The organism is Nitratireductor arenosus (assembly GCF_009742725.1).
GTDB lineage: Bacteria > Pseudomonadota > Alphaproteobacteria > Rhizobiales > Rhizobiaceae > Mangrovimarina > Mangrovimarina arenosa.
Genome location: NZ_WPHG01000002.1, coordinates 899,737 through 917,393 on the forward strand (window position 1 = coordinate 899,737; position 17,657 = coordinate 917,393).

General features: G+C 66.2%; 17 protein-coding genes. 5 read left to right on the forward strand and 12 right to left on the reverse strand.

Features of this window, described 5'->3' with window-relative positions; all coding sequences use genetic code 11:
* Positions 1 to 3 precede the first annotated feature (3 nt).
* The 3 genes from GN330_RS11350 (at position 4) to GN330_RS11360 (ending at position 1,871) form a co-directional block, all read left to right on the forward strand.
* The gene (locus tag GN330_RS11350; RefSeq protein WP_343040564.1) at positions 4 to 474 is read left to right on the forward strand and encodes a YbaK/EbsC family protein; all 471 of its coding nucleotides are present in this window, start codon (positions 4 to 6) and stop codon (positions 472 to 474) included.
* Between the two features lie 43 nt (positions 475 to 517).
* Positions 518 to 1,315: a DUF5995 family protein gene (locus GN330_RS11355; protein ID WP_156712751.1), complete on the forward strand. Its 798-nt coding sequence runs from the start codon at positions 518 to 520 to the stop codon at positions 1,313 to 1,315.
* 142 nt (positions 1,316 to 1,457) lie between these two features.
* Positions 1,458 to 1,871, forward strand: coding sequence for a DUF1801 domain-containing protein (locus GN330_RS11360; protein WP_343040565.1), 414 nt, complete (start codon positions 1,458 to 1,460; stop codon positions 1,869 to 1,871).
* A 99-nt stretch (positions 1,872 to 1,970) separates the two neighbouring features.
* Here the strand turns inward: GN330_RS11360 and clpS are convergent, their stop codons facing one another.
* Both clpS and GN330_RS11370 read right to left on the reverse strand, forming a co-directional pair.
* Positions 1,971 to 2,366 carry an ATP-dependent Clp protease adapter ClpS gene (gene clpS / locus GN330_RS11365; protein ID WP_156712752.1) on the reverse strand — a complete coding sequence of 132 codons (396 nt, stop codon included), beginning with the start codon at positions 2,364 to 2,366 and terminating at the stop codon, positions 1,971 to 1,973.
* A gap of 96 nt (positions 2,367 to 2,462) precedes the next feature.
* The gene (locus GN330_RS11370; RefSeq protein ID WP_156712753.1) at positions 2,463 to 2,873 is read right to left on the reverse strand and encodes a universal stress protein; all 411 of its coding nucleotides are present in this window, start codon (positions 2,871 to 2,873) and stop codon (positions 2,463 to 2,465) included.
* A gap of 168 nt (positions 2,874 to 3,041) precedes the next feature.
* Between GN330_RS11370 and GN330_RS11375 the strand changes: the two genes are divergently transcribed.
* Positions 3,042 to 6,479 carry a caspase family protein gene (locus GN330_RS11375; RefSeq protein WP_156712754.1) on the forward strand — a complete coding sequence of 1,146 codons (3,438 nt, stop codon included), beginning with the start codon at positions 3,042 to 3,044 and terminating at the stop codon, positions 6,477 to 6,479.
* A gap of 129 nt (positions 6,480 to 6,608) precedes the next feature.
* Here GN330_RS11375 and GN330_RS11380 read toward each other — a convergent pair whose 3' ends face one another.
* From GN330_RS11380 to GN330_RS11390, 3 genes are all read right to left on the reverse strand, one after another.
* A complete protein-coding gene (locus tag GN330_RS11380; RefSeq protein WP_156712755.1) occupies positions 6,609 to 6,812 on the reverse strand; it encodes a dodecin family protein in 204 nt (67 codons plus the stop codon).
* Positions 6,813 to 6,930: 118 nt separating this feature from the next.
* Positions 6,931 to 7,764: a 3-deoxy-8-phosphooctulonate synthase gene (kdsA, locus tag GN330_RS11385; RefSeq protein ID WP_156712756.1), complete on the reverse strand. Its 834-nt coding sequence runs from the start codon at positions 7,762 to 7,764 to the stop codon at positions 6,931 to 6,933.
* Positions 7,761 to 8,651, reverse strand: a complete 891-nt coding sequence (locus GN330_RS11390) for a VOC family protein (RefSeq protein WP_156712757.1) — start codon at positions 8,649 to 8,651, stop codon at positions 7,761 to 7,763. The genes kdsA and GN330_RS11390 overlap by 4 nt, the downstream gene beginning before the upstream one ends.
* 234 nt (positions 8,652 to 8,885) lie before the next feature.
* Here GN330_RS11390 and GN330_RS11395 point away from each other — a divergent pair, with 234 nt between their 5' ends.
* Complete coding sequence (locus GN330_RS11395) at positions 8,886 to 9,845, forward strand: D-alanyl-D-alanine carboxypeptidase family protein (RefSeq protein WP_156712941.1); 960 nt, start codon at positions 8,886 to 8,888, stop codon at positions 9,843 to 9,845.
* 7 nt (positions 9,846 to 9,852) lie between these two features.
* Here GN330_RS11395 and GN330_RS11400 read toward each other — a convergent pair whose 3' ends face one another.
* The 7 genes from GN330_RS11400 to GN330_RS11430 form a co-directional block, all read right to left on the reverse strand.
* A complete protein-coding gene (locus GN330_RS11400) occupies positions 9,853 to 11,022 on the reverse strand; it encodes a TMEM43 family protein (RefSeq protein WP_343040566.1) in 1,170 nt (389 codons plus the stop codon).
* A 250-nt stretch (positions 11,023 to 11,272) separates the two neighbouring features.
* Positions 11,273 to 11,866 carry a 5-formyltetrahydrofolate cyclo-ligase gene (locus tag GN330_RS11405; protein ID WP_156712758.1) on the reverse strand — a complete coding sequence of 198 codons (594 nt, stop codon included), beginning with the start codon at positions 11,864 to 11,866 and terminating at the stop codon, positions 11,273 to 11,275.
* Positions 11,867 to 11,883: 17 nt separating this feature from the next.
* Positions 11,884 to 12,756 carry a bifunctional 5,10-methylenetetrahydrofolate dehydrogenase/5,10-methenyltetrahydrofolate cyclohydrolase gene (locus GN330_RS11410; RefSeq protein ID WP_156712759.1) on the reverse strand — a complete coding sequence of 291 codons (873 nt, stop codon included), beginning with the start codon at positions 12,754 to 12,756 and terminating at the stop codon, positions 11,884 to 11,886.
* Between the two features lie 45 nt (positions 12,757 to 12,801).
* Entirely contained in the window at positions 12,802 to 13,566 is a 765-nt protein-coding gene (locus GN330_RS11415) for an IclR family transcriptional regulator domain-containing protein (protein ID WP_156712760.1), read from the reverse strand.
* 123 nt (positions 13,567 to 13,689) lie between these two features.
* Positions 13,690 to 15,261 carry a hydantoinase B/oxoprolinase family protein gene (locus tag GN330_RS11420; RefSeq protein ID WP_156712761.1) on the reverse strand — a complete coding sequence of 524 codons (1,572 nt, stop codon included), beginning with the start codon at positions 15,259 to 15,261 and terminating at the stop codon, positions 13,690 to 13,692.
* Positions 15,254 to 17,059, reverse strand: coding sequence for a hydantoinase/oxoprolinase N-terminal domain-containing protein (locus GN330_RS11425; protein WP_156712762.1), 1,806 nt, complete (start codon positions 17,057 to 17,059; stop codon positions 15,254 to 15,256). Before GN330_RS11425 ends, GN330_RS11420 begins: the two co-directional genes overlap by 8 nt.
* Positions 17,056 to 17,553 (reverse strand): ureidoglycolate lyase, encoded by a 498-nt coding sequence (locus GN330_RS11430; RefSeq protein WP_197435121.1) that lies wholly within the window; start codon positions 17,551 to 17,553, stop codon positions 17,056 to 17,058. The genes GN330_RS11425 and GN330_RS11430 overlap by 4 nt, the downstream gene beginning before the upstream one ends.
* Positions 17,554 to 17,657: the final 104 nt, after the last annotated feature.

Consider the following 17,657-nt stretch of genomic DNA (forward strand, 5'->3'; position numbering starts at 1 on the left):
TCGGTGAGCAAGAGCATTGAGCGCGTGCGCGCCGCCGCCGCTGCTGCCGGTTTGTCGATCGAAGTGCGGCGCATGGGCGAATCGACCCGAACCGCCGAGGAAGCGGCTGCCCAATGCGGCGTCGGCGTCGCCCAGATCGTCAAATCGCTGATTTTCCAGGGCGCGCGCACCGAAAAACTGTTTCTGTTTTTGGTCTCGGGCGTCAACCGGCTCGACCAGGCCAAGGCGGCCGCGCTGGCCGGCGAGGATCTGGCGCGCGCCGATCCGCGGTTGGTGCGCGAGCGCACCGGCTTCGCCATTGGCGGCGTGGCGCCGCTCGGCCATCTGGAACCGGTCGCGGCCTTCGCCGACCGGGATTTGTGCGATTTCGACATCGTCTGGGCGGCGGCCGGCGCGCATGACGCGGTGTTTTCCTGCGAGCCCGGCGCCTTGGCGGCGGCGGCCGGCGCGAGGGTCTGCGACATCGCCGCCTGAGGAGGTGGGTGACCGGCTCGACCGGTTTTGCTATCATCGTTTTATGTCAAGGGGGGACGCAACGCGGCCGCGGCCGAGCGAAGGCTACGACAGGCGGGCCGAGGCGCGCCTTGTCGAGCAGTTGCGGGACGAGGCACTGGCGGTCGTCGGTCGCATCGAGGCCGACAAGCAATGCTTCGCCGCAATGTCCGATCTGCCGGCGCGGCGCGTCCACACCTTGTTTGCCGGGATCTATCTGCGCACGACGCAGCGCTGGATGGGTTTTCTCGCGACGCGCCGCGATCCCGAATTCGCCTATCTGACGATCGTTCGCTTCTATGAGATTTATCGCGCGGCGATGCGCACGACAATGCGCGACCCGGCCACCAGTCCGTGGCGGCGCTATCATGGCCTTGCCGGCCGGTTGACGATGACCGGTCCGATTTCGGCCCATCTGCTTTTGGTTTCAAGCGGCGTGCGCGCGCATACGCGCTACGATCTCGGCGTCGCCATCGCGCGGGCCACGCACGACTACGCACGGCTCTACGGCCGGGCGCCGGATATCGAACGCTACAGGGAAACGATTGTCGGCCGGCAAACCGGATACGCGTTTCAGTGCGCGGGGCTCGATTATATCGACGACCACCGGCGCCAGCAGACCGGATGGCGGCATCTCGTGCTCACGGTTTTCCGTTCCGGCCTGCTGGGCCTGTCATGGCTGTGGATGCCGATCTTTCAGCAATGGCGGCGCGCGGCCTGGGCCGACGCCAAGCAGGCGGTCGAGCCACCGGCGGCGCCGGACCGCGACAAGGTCGGCTTCTGGATATTCAGGCCGTTTCCATCCAGGCAAAAAGTTCCATAATATATCTTATGCGACTTTGATATGTGGCGGCTATACGGCGATACGATGCGTGGCCAGGTCGGCGATGCGTCAGGCAGCCTCCCGCCGGCTCGTGGTCCCCGGTCGTTCGACCACCGCAATGTGTTGTGGTATCTGGGTCGCCATGCGCGAGAAGAACAAACCAAAACTGCTATCCAGCGGCAACCCCCAGATATCCAAGGGCGAAGGCAATGCGCCCGTGCAGGCCTATATTGCCGCCATGCCAGGATGGAAAAGCGACATTGGGCGTCGCCTGGACCAAATCGTCGAACGGACTTATCCCGCCGTCCGCAAGGCAGTCAAATGGAACACGCCCCTCTACGGCAAGGAAGACGGGTGGTTCCTCGCCATGTACTGCTACAGGAAATACGTCCAGTTGACCTTCATGCGGGGGACGTCTCTGGAACCGGTGCCTCCGGTGGCGTCCAAGGTCGAAGGCACGCGATACGTCAACTTCCACGAGAACGACGCGCTGGACGAGGCCCGGATCGCGGATTGGGTGAGGCAGGCAAGCTGCCTGCCGGGAGCAAAACTGTAAGTAGCCAGGCGGAGGTCTCGGCAACCCCCTGCCGGTTCGCGATCAGGCTGCTGCCGGAGTGCCCCAGCAAGCCCGACCGCGTCACGACCGGGTGCGATGTCACTCCTCCGGCTCGGTGGTGAACATCAGCGGATAACCGGCTGCCCTGCCCGCTTCGGTGCCTTCGGTCGCCTTGGTTTCGGCCACGTCCCTTGTATAGACCGCGACCACGCACACGCCGCGCCGGTGCGCGGTCATCATGATGCGGCGGCCCTGGTCCTCGGAGACCCGGAACACCGCCTTCAGCACCGCCACGACGAAGTCGCGCGGCGTGAAATCGTCATTGACGAGGATGACCTTGAAGAGCCGCGGGCGCTGCGTCTTGCGCCGGGTTTTCGGCCTGAGCGCGGGGCCGCTGCCACCGGTCGGCCGATCGCCTGGCTGGCGGGCGCCCTTCCCGCCATCACGGCAAGCGCTGGCGAGCGACTTTGCGAAAGCGGAGTGTCGGTCGACCATTTTACCGATTATGGCGCGCGATCGGCCATCGCGACAAGCCGCGCGATCACCGGCCCGCGATCCCTAGCCGATCCCGCCGCGAAATGGCCGGTAAGGCTAACGCATCACATGTACGGAACAAGTCGCGTGGCGCACCACACGGCCCGCCGTGGAGCCGAGCAGATAGTCCTGCAGGCCGGGTTTGTGCGAGGCGATGACGATCACGTCCGCCTGTCTTTCCTTGGCCACGGCCAGAATGCCCGAGGCCGGCTGGCCGATCCCGACGTCAACCTCGATCCCCGCGCCGTATTCGGACGCCATCGCCTCCAGTGTCTTGCGCGCCTCGTTCTGCGTCTTTTCCATGACCCCGCCGGGCAGTTCGGCGGCAACGAAGGTTGGAATGTCCTGGACGATGTGGACGAGCACGATGCGCGCGCCGTCATTGGCCATCTTCCTGGCCGCCGCGATCATGGCAGGTGCCTTGCCGCTGTCGGCGAGGTCGACCGGAACGAGGATCGTGTCATACATGAACCGTCTCCGTTTTTGCTGTTCTTCGACATCGTGCGGGCAGTCGGAATTTACACCTTGCGATAGATCAAAAAAGGCGAGGATTGCTTCGCATCTTGACGCTTCGGCGCTTTGGCCATCTTGTCGCCCATATGATATAGTCGCCTGCGCCGGGTTTTATGGGTGGTAATGGCTATGCGACGATGCGTAAAAGCGCTCGGCATGATCGCGGTCGCGACGCTGTTCGCACCGGTCGCGATGGCGACCGCGGCGGAACGGGTCGCGCTGATCATCGGCAACAACGCTTATGAGAATATGAGTGCGCTCAACAATCCGGTGGGCGACGCGACGCGTCTCGCCGAGACCTTGATGACCAACGGTTTCGACGTGATGAGTTGCGACGGTGCGAAACCGGGCTGCTTCGATCTCGATCGCGGCTCGCTCGAGGACGCGCTCGAGGATTTCGAGGATATGGCGGACGGCGCGGCCGTCGCGCTGGTTTTTTATGCCGGCCACGGCATGCAGACCGCCGAGGGCAATGTGCTTGCCCCGACCGACATGGAACTGTCCTGCGGCACCTGGAAGGCCCGCCGCGAAGTGCTCCTGGACGACGTTTTGGAGGCGATGGAGGGCGCGGACCAGAAGATCGTCATTCTCGATGCCTGCCGCAACGACCCGTTCAAGGCGCAGCAATGTCTCGACCGGGGCGCGCGGCCGCTGTCCTTCGACAGCTTCGCCGTTCCCGACAGCGCGTCGCGTTTCCTGCTGATCACCTCGACACGTGCCGGCCAGCTCGCCCAGGACGGCTTGCCCGGCACGCATTCGCCCTTCGCCGAAGCGCTGTTCCACTGGATGGAGAACGAGCCCACCGCGCCGTTCGCCCAGATGCTCGATCGCGTCTCCAAGCGGGTGATCGAACGCACCACGGCCGCGAATTTCACCCAGATCCCGGAAATCCTTATTCGCGGCGGCGCGCCGGAAGCCTGTCTGGCCGGCGACCGGTGCAGCAACGATCCCCAGGCCGTGGCCTTGCGTGTCGAGGTCGAGAAGCTGCGCCAGGAAAACGCCCGCAACCAAGAACTCGCCGAGATCGGCGCGGCCTATGTCCGCAGCGCCGGTCTCGACGGTCAGCAGGACCTGACGCAGGAGGAAAGGCAGCGCATCCTCGACGGTATTTCCAAGGCCGGCAAGGCGCTGATCAAGCGCAACGACAACCGCGCCGAGCGCGCGCTCGCCCTCTTGCGCGAGGGCAACGAGACCGCCGCGGAGGAATTGTTCACCGAGGTGCTGGAAACCAAGGCGACCCAGGCCCGCGCGGCGGCCGAAATCGAAACCGCGCAGCGGGTGGAGGCCGCCGAGGCGGCCCGCCATATCGCCTCGCTGGCATGGCCCAAGGATGTCGGCAAGGCGGCGCGGTTTTTCGGGCAAGCCGCCGAACTCCAGCCCGAGGATATCCAGACCTGGATGAATTTCGCCTACACCTCGCGCGATTCCGGTTCGACCGCGCAGGCGTTGCGCGCCTTCCGGGAAGCCAGCACACGGGCGCGCGACGACGGCCAGATCAGCAACCGGATCTGGGCCGCGTTCGGACAGGGCGACATCACCAAGGCGCAGGGGCGGCTCGACCGCGCGCTCGATTTCTACAAGGCGGCTGCGACCATCTCGCAGGAGCATGTCGACAAGAATCCCGACGATCTGCACGCGATCCGTAATCATTCGGTCGCCTTCGAGCGGATCGGCAACGTGCTTTTGAACATCGGCGACCTCGCCGGCGCTCTGGAGGCGTTTGAACGGCGCCTCGACGCCGCCGTGCAGATTGCCGATATCGAGCCGGACAACACTTTGTTCCAGCGCGATCTCGGGGTGGCGTGGGGCAAGGTTGGCGACGTTTTGAAGAGCCAGGGCAATCTGGCCCGCGCGCTTGCCGCGTTCAACGCCGGGGCCGAGCCGGTCAACCGGCTGGCGGCGAGCAACGCCAACAACACCGAATGGCAGAGCGACCTCGCCTATTCCGCGACGCGGATCGGCTCCGTTCTGTTTTCCCAGGGGCATTTGGTCGAGGCACTGGAGGCGTTTGGCCGGGCGCTGTCGATCCGCGAGGATCTGGCCGCAGGCGACCCGAACAACATGAACTGGCGCTTCGACGTCAACGGCTCGCTGTGGAACGTCGCCGATGTCGAGGTGAGCATGGGCCGGCTCGCCAGCGCGGTCGAAAAGCTGGAACGCTCGCGCGACATCCTGTTGGAGATGGTCGCGAGCGACCCCGACAACGCGGTGTGGCGGCGCGACTATTCCGTGGTGTTCAACCGGATCGGCGACATCCGCGTCTCGCAGGGCAATCTGGCGGCGGCGCTGCGGGCGTTCTCGACCGCCGAAAAGATCATCTCCTCGCTGTCGCGCGCCTACCCGGACAATCTGGTGTGGAAACGCGACTGGTCGCTGTCGCACGAAAAGATCGGTGACGTGCTGGTCGCCCAGGGCAATCTGGCCGGGGCGCTCAATGCCTACAGCCAGCGTGCCGAAATGGCGCGCGAACTCGCCGAAAAGGACCCGCTCAACGTCACCTGGAAGCGCGATCTGTCGACCGCCCACGAACGTATCGGACGCATCCGCGCGGCAACCGGCGATCTCGAGGGCGCGCTGGAAGCCCACGAGGCCAGCCTGGTGATCCGCGAGGAACTGGTGGAAAAGGATCCCCAGAACGCCGGCTGGCGCTTCGACCTTTATGCGGGGCTTTGGTACGTCGCCGACGCCGAAATCTATCTCGGACGCCTCGCTCCTGCCCGCGAGAAACTCGAACGCGCGCACACGATCATCAAGGAACTGGCCGATTCCAACGCCCGGAACGCGATCTGGCAGCGCGACGTGACCGTGGCGCTCGGCCGGCTCGCCGACATCATGCTGCAGCAGGGCAAATACGACGAGGCGCTGAAGACGCTGAACGACAGCCGCGAGACGACGGTGGGGCTGATCGAAACCGATTCGCAAAACACCATATGGCTGCGCGACCTGGCGATCGCCGACGAGAAGATCGGCGACGCGCAGTTCTCGCTGGGCAATCTCGACGCGTCGCTGGAAAGCTATCGCAAACGCATGGAGATCGCCGAACGGCTGGTGGCGACGGATGAGCAGAACAGGGCCTGGCTGCGCGACCTGTCACTGTCGCATGAAAAGATCGGCAAGGTGTTGATCGCGCAGCAGAAGATGGACGATGCGCTGGCCCACCAGCGCGACAGCCTGGAAATCCGGCAAAAGCTGGCCGCGTCCGACCCCCTCAACGTCACCTGGAAGCGCGACGTCGCCATCGCGCATGAGAAGATCGGCGACGTCTATTACGAGCAGCAGAAATATGCCGACGCGATGGCCGAATACCGGGCCCGTGCGGCGATCATCGAGGGGCTGGCCAATTCAGACCCGGCCAATCCCGACTGGCAGCGCGACGTGGCGGTCAGCCATGCGAAATTCTCGCTGATCTACCGGGCCGAAAGCGAGCCGTCCAAGGCGATTGAGCATCTGCGCGAAGGCCATCGCATCATGTCCGAACTGGTGGAAAAGCACCCGGACTGGTCGGTATGGCAAAACGACGTCGCCTGGTTCGCGGGCCAGATCGAGGAACTGCGGAACTGACGGTCCGTTCCTCGATCCGCGTTCGAGGATGACGGGTGGTCAACCGGCCAGCACGGCGACAGCTCCCGTTCCCGCCAGGCGGCGAGCGCGACGGGTGATTGTCGCGCGCCTATGCGTGCGCGAAAGGGCTCAGTCCTTGAGGATGAAGGTCACCTTCATGTTGACCCGGTAGGCGGAAATCTTGCCGTCCTCGACGGTCACTTTCTGTTCCTGGATCCAGGCCCCGGTAACGTGTTTCAATGTTTTCACCGCGCGTGCGATGCCCTTCTCGACGGCGTCGTCGAAGCTCTTTTCGGAGGATGCGGTGATTTCGGTGACGCGTGCGACTGACATTGCTGCCTCCTTGAATGAACCCGGGCAGCCTAGAGCATCGGACCGGGGCATGGGAACCGGTTTTCGGCAAAATCCGGTGCGTCAACAAAAACTTAGAACCTTGTAACCCGTGCGATGCTCAGCTCTTGGCGACCCGGTCGAGCGCGATCAATCGCTCCAGCAGCGCCGGCATGTCCTTTAACGGAACCATGTTCGGGCCGTCGGACGAGGTCGAATTGTCGGGGTCTTCGTGCGTTTCGATGAAGACGCCGGCCACGCCGACCGCGACCGCCGCCTGAGCCAGGGTCGCCACGAACCGCCTGTCGCCGCCTGACGTGGCGCCCTGCCCGCCGGGCTGCTGGACCGAATGGGTAGCGTCAAAGATCACCGGCGCGCCGATCTCCGCCATGATCGGCAAGGCGCGCATGTCGGAGACCAGCGTGTTGTAGCCGAAGGAAGCGCCGCGCTCGGTCACCAGCACATTGGGGTTTCCCGAACCGGTGACCTTGGCGACGACATTCTTCATGTCCCAGGGCGCGAGAAACTGTCCCTTCTTGACGTTGACGACCTTTCCGGTTCGCGCGGCGGCGACCAGAAGGTCGGTCTGCCGGCACAAGAAGGCCGGTATCTGCAGTACATCCACGACCTCGGCCACCGGCGCGCATTGTTCGGCGGTGTGAACGTCGGTAAGCACCGAAACGCCGAGTTCCCTGCGCAGATCGGCAAAGATCGGCAAGGCGGTGTCGAGGCCCGCCCCGCGCGTGCTGCCCAGGGAAGTCCGGTTGGCCTTGTCGAAGCTGGTCTTGTAGACGAAGCCGAGGCCGAGGCCGGCGGTCAGTTCCTTGAGCGCGCCGGCCATGTCGAAGGCGTGTTGCCGGCTTTCGAGTTGGCACGGGCCGGCGATCAGCGCCAGCGGTCCGCGGTTGGCGAAGACGGCGCCGCCCTCGAGCCTGATTTCGGGATTGGGCGTCATGATGCTGCTCCGGCCTCGAAAAGAATGTCGGCCCCCTGCCCGGCCGCGCGCGGCACCAACACGCCATTGCCGACAATACGGTTGACGATGGTGCGGCTTGTCAAAAGCGCGCGGGTGACCTCGATGTCGTCGACCCCGACGCGTATCAGCGCGAAACCGGAGCGTCCACAGTCCGGATTGGCGCCGAACCTGCGGCGGTAATCGTCCGGCCGCATCACCTCGATCGCCGCGTTCGGCAACGCCAGCGTGGCGGGCCCGGCGCCGGGCGGCGCGGCGGCGCCGGCGATCGTGGCGATCGCTTGTCGGATCGGGTCCGTGTCGTCGGCGATCACGATCGCACCGGCCAGGCGGCGTGCACCGTTTTCATGGGCTTCCAGTGCGGAGCGGTCGACGGCGGGAACGCCGATGCGCTGACAGGCGAAGAAGAACGGCTCGTCGAAACCGGCGATGGTGGCGAATGCCAGCCTGAAGCTCGCCTCTCCCGCTTGTCCGTCCGCGTCGACGAAGGGGCGCGCGAAAGAAAGCGGCTTTCCCGGTGAGATGCCGCCGGAAACATAACGGGCGTGTTCGGCCTCGGCGTCCGGCGTGGCGAACACGATCGCGGAAAACCCCTCCTCGCCGCGGGCTTGGCGAAAGGCGTCGTCGCGGGCCACGAACACATTGCCCTCGGCGATCGCGGCGGCGCACCGGCCCCGATCGCCGATCGCGAGCGGCTCCAGAAAACAGCCATCGGCAAAATAAACGCAGCGGTTGACTGTGCCGAAGGGATGAGTGCCGGTCGGCGCGACCGTGAAGCCCAAAGCGGAAAGACGGTCGCTGGCCGTCGCCAGGTCGGCCGTCGGGAGAACCAGGTGATCGAGCGGAAGCGGATATGCGGCAACGGACATACCGCCCATCTGCCCCAACTGGGCGCGCTGTGCAAGCCGGGCCCGTACGCCTTGTGTTTTGTCGGACAATGACGCCCGGCGCGGCCCCCGCGACCGGTGCATTCATTCCATATGCGCATGGGCGGCCGGCAGAATTGCCGGCGGCGCGGTTGCAATCATATGTGATGTGAATAGCCTTGGGAAAGCTTGGCGTGGCATGGTCCGCCGGGAGTGGGGAACGAAATGGGCGTGGGCATGGACATATCGTCGGGTGAATTTTGCAGCCCCGCGGCGCGGGGGCCGGATCGTCACAAAAAAAGCGGGGTTGCGGCGCTCGCCTTTCTTGCCAGGAGTTTTTTCTGTCTGGGCCTGGTCGTTCTGGTCGCGGCCTGCTCGACTTCGGAAACCCTGCGTACGGCGGTTCCGACCTCGACCTCCTCCTCGTCGTCGAAATACGCCGCGATCGTTGTCGACGCGCGCGACGGACGCGTGCTTTTCGCGCGCAACGCCGATTCCGCGCGCTACCCGGCCTCGCTGACCAAGATGATGACGCTTTATCTCCTGTTCGAGGCGATGGAACAGGGCCGCGTGAACCGCGACACCCCGATCCCGGTTTCGGCCTACGCGGCAAGCCGGCCACCCTCGAAACTTGGCCTCAAGGCCGGCCAGACCCTGCCCACCGATACCGCGATCAGGGCGCTGGCGACCAAATCGGCCAATGACGTCGCAACTGCCGTGGCGGAGTTTCTGGGCGGAACGGAGGAGCGTTTTGGCGCGATGATGACGGCCAAGGCGCGTCAACTCGGTATGGTCGGCACCGTGTTCCGCAACGCTTCCGGTCTGCCGGATGCGCGCCAGCGCACCACCGCGCGCGACATGGCCAAGCTCGGCATGTCGCTCAGGCGGCGTTTTCCCGCCTATTATCCCTATTTTTCGCTGACCAGCTTTGCCTATCGCGGCAAGACCATACGTGGCCACAACAAGGTTTTGGAGACGGTCCGCGGCGCCGATGGCATCAAGACCGGCTATACGCGCGCGTCCGGCTTCAACCTGGCGACCTCCGTCGGCCGGGACGGTCGCCGTGTCGTAGCCGTGGTGATGGGCGAAAAAACCGCGCGCGCGCGCAACGCCCATATGGCCGAATTGATCGAAGCCTATCTTCCCAAGGCAGGCTCGCGGCGCGGCCAGGGCCGTATCGCCATCGCCCGTCCGTAAGGCGCGCTTAAGCCGGGGCCTGTTCGGCCGCTTGTCGCCTGCCAAGACGCCCGACGACCCATGCGGCGGCCAGCGCGATCACGATCAGCGCGATCGAAAGCAAGGGGCGGTACCAGAACCAGGCGATCGCGATCGTCGTGAAACCGACCAGCACGGCAAGTACGAACGCCACCGCCGAGGTACCCATGCGCACCAGGCTGCCGAGGAAGGGAATGACGTCCGCGATCACGCCGAGCGGGCGCATGATCAGGGAAAAGCCGACCATCAACAAAACCAGACCGCCGATCCGCAGTACCCAGGTCAAGACCGTGTTGCCGGTGACGGCGTCGGCGAACATTTTTTCCGGCGCCACCGTGCCAGTTTCCACCATCAACAGCCGGTCGCCGGCCTCGGTCTGATACGGCGCGAAGCCGGTTCCGGCCTGGCGTGCGACGAGGCTGACGGTGCCGAGCGGAACCAGCCGATAGGCGATACGGTAGTCGCCGATCCGCGAGGTGGCCGGATTGTCACCCAGATAGATGCGGCCGTCGGCGATCGACAGCGGCTCGCCGCCGGTGAAGGCACGCTCGATCGAAGGCAGCAGGCCGGGCGTGATCGGCACTTCCTGGCCGCCGCCGATCCGGCCGAGTACCTGGCCGTCGAGATCGAAGGCGCCAAGCTTGGCGGCGGCAATCTGGAAATCCTGGCTGCGGTAGCGCATCGCCGGGTTCTGGTGGCCTTCCGGCTTCTTGAAGCTGCCCGAGTCGATCGGCTGCGCCGACCAGCTGCGATCATAGCTGTAGGTGGTGACGGTCTCCTCGCCGCCGCCGAGCTTTTTTTTCGTCTCCGAACTGGCCTTCTGTCGCCACTGATACATTTCCACCTTGCGCTCGAGCCGGATTCCCTCGGCGGTGATGCCGAAGGCGAGATCGGCTGGCTCCTGGTCGGTCGTCACCCGGCCTGCGACATGGACCAGGCTTCCCTCCTTGCCGGGGTCGATGCGCTCAGCGCCGACCGACACGACGATACCGGCGCCCTCGGCAAGCGAGCGGGCGGTCTGGACCGCCCTGCCCTCGTTCCAGAACAGGCCCACGATCATGGCGAGGATTAAAAGCAGGCCGAAAACGACACCGCCGATCGAATTGCCGATGCGTCCGAACCACGAGGTCCGGGTCACTTCCCGATAGCTGTCGCTCACCGTTTCCCTCCGCTACGCCACGCACCGCGATCTCTCGCGCCGCAACAGTGTGCCGCGAATGCCGCGCGCGAGCAAATCGAACAATGGCCGATCGATACCGGGGGACAAACCGGCCTGACAGCGCGTCGTGACTGTTCAGCTATCGCGGTACGCGACGGTCGGGGTGAGAACGGGACGATGGAATGGTCTTGAAGACGATACCGAGCACAAGCCACGCGGGACGTCGCGACAAGCGCGCGGCATGCCGCGCTCAATAAGGCAGGCGGCGCAGGCCCGATTCGGTCAGGATCTCGTCGAGCGCGATATCGTGCGGCTCGGTCGGCACGCGGTCTGCCTGCTGGCAGTCGAAGGCGACGCCGATCAGGCGCGGCGACAGGCCCCGCGTCCGCAAGGCCGCGATCGCCCGGTCGTAGAACCCGCCGCCATAACCGATGCGGCCGCCATGGCGGTCGAAGGCCGACAGCGGCATCAGGATCACGTCGGGATCGAGCGCTTCGGCGCTATCGCCGGGCCCGACCGTGCCGAGCGCCATCTCGACCAGCGCCGCGCCCGGTATCCAGCGCCGAAACAGGATCGTATGGGCATCGACGATCGCCGGCAGGCATATTCGTGCGCCATGGTCCGCGAGCCGCGCCAGCAACGGACGCACGTCGAGCTCGGAACGGATCGGATGAAACCCGGCGACCACGGCCCCCGGATCGAGCGCGATCGCCGGTCCGTCGACGCCGGCCAGCCGGGCGGAGATGTCGGCGCGCCAGCTTGGCGCCAGCGCGTCCCGCCGGGCGAGCGCTGCCTGTCGGATCGTATTCTTAAGGGCGATGTCGGGGGTGTCGTCTGTCGTCATGGCGAGCCTTCGTTGCCTCAGTGAGCCGTTCGCGTGGCTTGTAGCGCCGCCCGGCGCCGTGCGAGCGCGGCTTCCACGATGTTGCGGAACAGGCAGGCGGTGGTGACCGGGCCGACCCCGTCCGGCACGTGTGAGACGAGGCCGGCATGGCCGTCGACGGCGGCGAGATCGACGTCGCCGCGCAAGCCGTCCGGCGTTGCGGTGACTGCGACGTCGAGCACGACCGCGCCCGGCTTGAGATGACCGGCGCCGATCAGGCCCGGCACGCCGGCGGCGGTCACCACCAGGTCGGCGACCCGTGTGTGGGCGGCGAGATCGCTTGTGGCGACGTGGCACAGCGTGACGGTCGCCTCGGCGTCGAGAAGCAGCGTGGCGAGCGGGCGTCCGACGATGCGCGAGGCGCCGACGATCGCCACGTCGAGACCGCGCAGCGCGCCGAAAATTTCCTCAGCGCATAACAGGCACGCCATCGCGGTTGCCGGCGGTCGCGCCGGCAGGCCGATTGCGAGCCGGCCGGCGTTGAGCGGATGCAGGCCGTCGACATCCTTTTCGGGACCGAGCCGCAGCGCGGCCTCGACCGGCTCGCAGCCATGCGGCAGGGGCAAAAGCATGGCCGCGGCGTCGATGTCGGCGGCGGCGGCGATGGCGTCGATCTGTGCGTGAATGGCATTGGCCGTGCCGGCATAGTCGGCGATCCGCATGTCGATGCCGGCCTGCGCGGCGGTTGCCGCCTGCCGCTCGCAATAGGCGCGCGCGCCTGCATTGTCGCGGTCGGCCAGCACCAGGCAGACCGGCGGCGTGTCGAGCCCGGCGGCCAGTGTGCGGCTTTCCGTGTTTATGCGGGCGGCGAGATCGAGGCCCTTGAAAAGGCGTGTCTTGCGTTCGGCCATGTCAGGCAGCCCACGCCGCGAAAACCGCCGGCCCCGCGGCCGCGCTCAGAAGGTGCCGCCGATATCGGCGGCGCAGCGCTTCAGCTTGTTGACCAGATCCGGTTCGATCTCGGCCGCGGTGTAGGTGCCGCTCGGAAAGATGATCGACACGGCGCCGATGACGCGGAAATTGGAACCGAACACCGGAACGGCCAGCGAACTGACCCCTTCGACATATTCGCTTTCGGCGAACGAAAACCGCTTTTCCTTGACCGCGTTCAACAGCTTCAGAAAGCGGTCGTGATTGGTTTCGGTCTTTTCCGTATAGGCCTTGAACTGTTCGGAGGAAATGATCTCCTCCTTCTTGGAATCGTTGAGAAAGGCCAGGATCGCCCGGCCCACCGCCGTCGGCAACAGCGGCGCGCGGCTGCCCACCGTCACCATGTTCAAGGTGAATTTGCTCGGCACGAAGGAGTGCGCGACATAGACCGCGTCCTGATCGTCGAGCATGGCGAAGGACACCGATTCGCCGATGTCTTGCGAGGATTGCCTGAGGATCGGCTGGATCAACTGCGAGATGCCGCGCCCCTCGATAAACCCCTGGGCAAGCCGCAGGATGCGCGGGGTCAGTTCGTAGCGTCCGCGATCGTAGGAAACGTAGCCGAGCTGCTCGAGCGTGCGCACCAGCCTTCTGGTCACCGCCCGGTTGAGGTTCACCTTTTTGGCGATCTCGGTCATCGACAACGACCGGTCGTTGCCCTCGAAGGCCAGAACCACCGACAGGCCCTTGGCGAAGGTGAGCGATATTTCCTTGTCGTTCTCGTTCAGCACCGAGCGCCTCTCGACGAATGAGCGTAATTGCGAATCCCAGCCGTCGCCTTATCGGCTTTTTTTGCCCAAAGGCAAACCTGTCCGCCAGCCGCGCGCCGGAACATGAGGCACCCGCCTCGGTCATCATCTGTTCGCGGCCTGGCCATAACCGGCGCCGCCGCAGCTTTCCACGATCAGCCGATCGCTCTTGTCGAGCGTCACCGCCGAGCGCGACGACAGGGCTTGTTCGGAACCGTTGGCACGCAAAATCCGCGCCTGCGAATGCGATGGCGCCCCACCTCCCCGTAGCCCGTCCGGCGTCCGGTGAAAACGCTCGCCGCGCAGCGACACGGCAATGTTGTCGGCCAGCGCCTCGTAGACGCGGCAAATGCCGTCGCCGCCGCGATAGCGGCCGGCCCCGCCTGAACCCTGTCGGATCTGCGCGCTGACCAGCCGCACCGGAACCATGCCTTCGAGCGCTTCGGCCGGCATGTTCATGGCGTTGCCGACATCGGTCGAAATGCCGGGCGCGCCGTCGCTGCGCGGTCCGCCGCCGGCTCCGCCGGCGATGATCTCGGTGACGAGGAACGGCGCGCCGTCGTCGTTGCGGCCGGAAAAGGCGAGCACGTAGGACATGCCAGAATTCGCCGCCGGCATCTGGTCGGGCGCGGCTTGGGCGACGGCCTGCAGCACGGCCGAAGTGGTGGCGCGCACCACGCCCATGCGCGCGTTGACGGCCGCCGGCGGGCGGGCGTTGATGATGCAGGCCTCCGGCAGGGTCAGGCGGATGGCGCGCAGCACGCCGCCATTGCGCAACAGCGCCGGGCCGGCGAGGCTGAGCAGCGCGTAGAAGACGGCGGCGAGCGGCCCGGAGCGCACGCAGTTGATCGGCGCGGCAACCTGCGGCGTTGTACCGGTGAAGTCGACGTCGAAAATTCCGTCCGCACATGTCAGTTTTGCCCGGACATCGATCTCCGGCAGGCCCGGCGTCGGGTCGAGACCGTCGAGGCCGAAAAACGGCCCCGGCGGCAGGGCATCGATCACCGCCCTGATTTGTGCCTCGGCCCGGTCGCGACAGGCGGTGGCCGCGGCCAGAAAACCGTCAGTGCCCAGTTCGCTTGCCAGCGTGCCCAGCGCCTCGGCGGTGCGATTTGCGGCCGCGATCTGCGCGCCGATGTCGCCGAGCACCGTTGCCGGCGTGCGCGAATTGGCCTCGATCAGCCGTTTCATAGCCGGGTCGATGGCGCCGCCCTGCCCCAGCCGCATCGGCGGCAGGCGCAGGCCTTCCTGAAAGATTTCCACCGCGTCGGGCGGAACCGAGCCGGCGCGGATGCCGCCCACGTCCTGGTGGTGCAGAATGGTCGCGGCAAGGCCGATCAGGGTCGGACCGGCAAAAACCGGCATCACCACGGTGATGTCGGGCAAATGGGTGCCGCCGCTATAGGGATCGTTCATGAAATAAAGATCGCCCGGCCGCATCTCCTCGGCCGGATAGTGCGCCAGGATCGCCTCGACCGAGCCCTGCAGTGCGCCGAGCAGCAGCGGAATCGCATCCGACAGCGCCAGCAATTCGCCGTCGGCGGCCATCAGCGCGGCGGCGGCGTCGTTGCCCTCGCGCACCACCGGCGACACCGCGCAGCGAAACAGCGTGTCCTGCATGGCCTGGGCGATCCCGTCCAGGCGCATCTGCAGGATCGTCAGGCGGGAGTCATCCATGATGCAGGCTCCGTGTCAGGAGAAAATGCGTTTCGTATGCGTTCGCGACCCGCCAGCCGTCTGCCACCACCAGATCGCCGCAGGGCGTGGCTACGGCGCCGGAACGCGCCAGCTCCGGCTGCGCATCACCGCCGCGCAGGGCCGGCAGCGCGCTCGAAACGGCGTGCTCCATCCGGGCGCTCAACGAAAACAGATAGCCCTCGCCGGGACAGGCGACGCCGTAGCGCTCGCGATAATGGCTGTCGATCGCGGCGCGGATCGCCGCGGTGATGGGCGGCTCAACCCCGAGGCGGAGCGTGAAACCATGCATATGCCGGTTGGCGGCGGCGCGAATCGAATAGATCGGGGGGACCGGAACGTTTTCCCCCCTCGCCCCGTCCTGCACGGCAAGGGTTTCGGCCAGCGCGTGCGCCGCCTCCGCCAGGGCCGCGTCGGACAATTTTGTCACCGTCTCGCCGATCTGGGTTTCGGCCGACTGCGCCGGCGCGCTCAACAGCAGCCCGAGCGCGCCCGCCGCGGCCGGGGCGGCCGGTACGATGACTGTCGCCATGCCCAGCTTTTCGGCGATGCCGCAGGCCAGCACGCCGCCGAGCCCGCCCATCGCCACCAGTACCGCGCCGGCCGCGTCGACGTTGCGGCGCACGCTGTGACGGATGATCCGCGCCGCGATCTCGGTTTCAGCCCGGTCGATGACGGTCCGTGCGGTGGCCTGCGACAGACCGGCCGCATCGGCGCGCCCCGCGAAAAAACGTGTGGCCACCGCGTCGCTGAGGGCCGCCTCGCCGCCTTCTCCGGTCTCGAAGCGACTGTCGCCGCCCATTTTCATGCTTTCCATGTCCACCATCGGTTGGCGCAACGGCACGCCGCAGAACAGCGTTTCGGTGAGAGAGGCCGGGCCTTGTCGGTCGACGAGCGCGAAATCGGTGCTGGTGGAACCGATGTCGAGCGAGATCGCGGGGCCATGGTTTTCGACACGCACGACCGCCGCCGCGAGACGGATGGCGGCGGCGGGGCCGTTGCCGAGCAAGGACGAAACCCGCCGGCGCGCCTGCTTTTGCGCGATCAGGGCGCCGCCGGCATCGGCGTAGCGGATCGTGCCGGCGAAACCTTTCGTTTCGAGGCCGACAGCGAAACCGTCCATCATCCCGGTTTCGCGCGGCCGCAACCACGCTTCGACGCAGGTCGACACCATGCGCTCGTATTCGCGCGGCTGCGCGTCGATCTCATGCGACAGCACGATGTCGGCCGACGGCAGCGCGGCTGCCAGGCTGGCGCGGCATTTTTGTTCGTGCGTCGGGTCGAGATGCGCAAACAGCAGGCAAACGGCGATGCTGGCGATTCCGTTCTGGCGAAAATGCTCCGCCGCCCGCGCCAGCCCATCGGGATCGAGCGGCTCGGCCTCCCCGCCGTCGGCCGCTATCCGCCCGTCGATCTCGACGATGTCGTCGCGCGCCACCAGGAAGGTCGGTCCCGCGGAGCGGGCGACGGGATCGTAAAGGTCGATCCGGTTCTGGCGCGCGAGCGCCAAAGTGTCGGCAAAACCGCGGGTGACGACCAGACCGATCCGGGGACCGGAACGCGCGATCAGCGCGTTGACCGCGCCCGTCGATCCGACGCGGATCTCCGCCAGATCGCGATGCGCGAGACCACGTTGCGCCAGCATAGCGTCGACGGCGTCCAGGAGGACTGGGGCCGGAGCGCGCGCGCCGATCGGGTATTTTCGGGCATGAAAGAAACCGTCGGCCGAAAGCGCGATATCCACGAAACGCGCTCCGATGTCGGCGGTCAGTATCCTCATTGGGCCGGCCTCTCGAGATCGATGACGACCGGCGCCGGCAGGGAGAAGAATTCCGTGTCGCCGCCGGTTTTGGTGCGCCACAGCAGCGAGGCGAACGATGTCTGGCGTTCGAGGGCGACGATGCCGTGATGCCAGATGCCGGGCTTGTAGATCACCGCCTGGCCGGGGCCGCCGACAAAGGCGAGCGCGGCGGCGGCGTCCGGCCGCTCCGGCCACACGACCACCAGGTAGCGCGCCTCGACGAGCGGTACGAAAAGCTGGGCGGAATGCGGATGGCGCTCGGCCTGGACCGCGTCGAGCCGGGCGCCGTGCGGGGCCACGTCGTAAAAATCGAGCGCGAGATCGACGGCGTCGCCGTCGTGGTCGAGAAAGTCCGGATTCTGCGACAGCCGCACCGCGCCGTCGCGAATCGTCTTCACGGCTCCCAGACCCGGCTGCAGAACCCGACCGAACGGGGCGAATGTGTCGGGAGTCAATAAGACGGGTTTGATCAACGCCGGGGCTCCTGGTCTGATCGGTCGATAATAGAACATTTGTTCTAATATCATAAATCGCGACCCGGCCCATGATGTCAAGCCAGGGGCTGCGCGCGCAGTCG

Excerpts from the sequence above, each read along its gene's own strand:
- GN330_RS11395 (WP_156712941.1), top strand. The coding sequence starts at position 8,886 with ATGGACATATCGTCGGGTGAATTTTGCAGCCCCGCGGCGCGGGGGCCG.
- GN330_RS11390 (WP_156712757.1), bottom strand. The coding sequence starts at position 8,651 with ATGTCCGTTGCCGCATATCCGCTTCCGCTCGATCACCTGGTTCTCCCG.
- GN330_RS11405 (WP_156712758.1), bottom strand. The coding sequence starts at position 11,866 with ATGACGACAGACGACACCCCCGACATCGCCCTTAAGAATACGATCCGA.
- GN330_RS11420 (WP_156712761.1), bottom strand. The coding sequence starts at position 15,261 with ATGGATGACTCCCGCCTGACGATCCTGCAGATGCGCCTGGACGGGATC.
- GN330_RS11375 (WP_156712754.1), top strand. The coding sequence starts at position 3,042 with ATGGCTATGCGACGATGCGTAAAAGCGCTCGGCATGATCGCGGTCGCG.
- GN330_RS11355 (WP_156712751.1), top strand. The coding sequence starts at position 518 with ATGTCAAGGGGGGACGCAACGCGGCCGCGGCCGAGCGAAGGCTACGAC.
- GN330_RS11425 (WP_156712762.1), bottom strand. The coding sequence starts at position 17,059 with ATGAGGATACTGACCGCCGACATCGGAGCGCGTTTCGTGGATATCGCG.
- kdsA (WP_156712756.1), bottom strand. The coding sequence starts at position 7,764 with ATGACGCCCAATCCCGAAATCAGGCTCGAGGGCGGCGCCGTCTTCGCC.
- clpS (WP_156712752.1), bottom strand. The coding sequence starts at position 2,366 with ATGGTCGACCGACACTCCGCTTTCGCAAAGTCGCTCGCCAGCGCTTGC.
- GN330_RS11380 (WP_156712755.1), bottom strand. The coding sequence starts at position 6,812 with ATGTCAGTCGCACGCGTCACCGAAATCACCGCATCCTCCGAAAAGAGC.
- GN330_RS11410 (WP_156712759.1), bottom strand. The coding sequence starts at position 12,756 with ATGGCCGAACGCAAGACACGCCTTTTCAAGGGCCTCGATCTCGCCGCC.
- GN330_RS11370 (WP_156712753.1), bottom strand. The coding sequence starts at position 2,873 with ATGTATGACACGATCCTCGTTCCGGTCGACCTCGCCGACAGCGGCAAG.
- GN330_RS11360 (WP_343040565.1), top strand. The coding sequence starts at position 1,458 with ATGCGCGAGAAGAACAAACCAAAACTGCTATCCAGCGGCAACCCCCAG.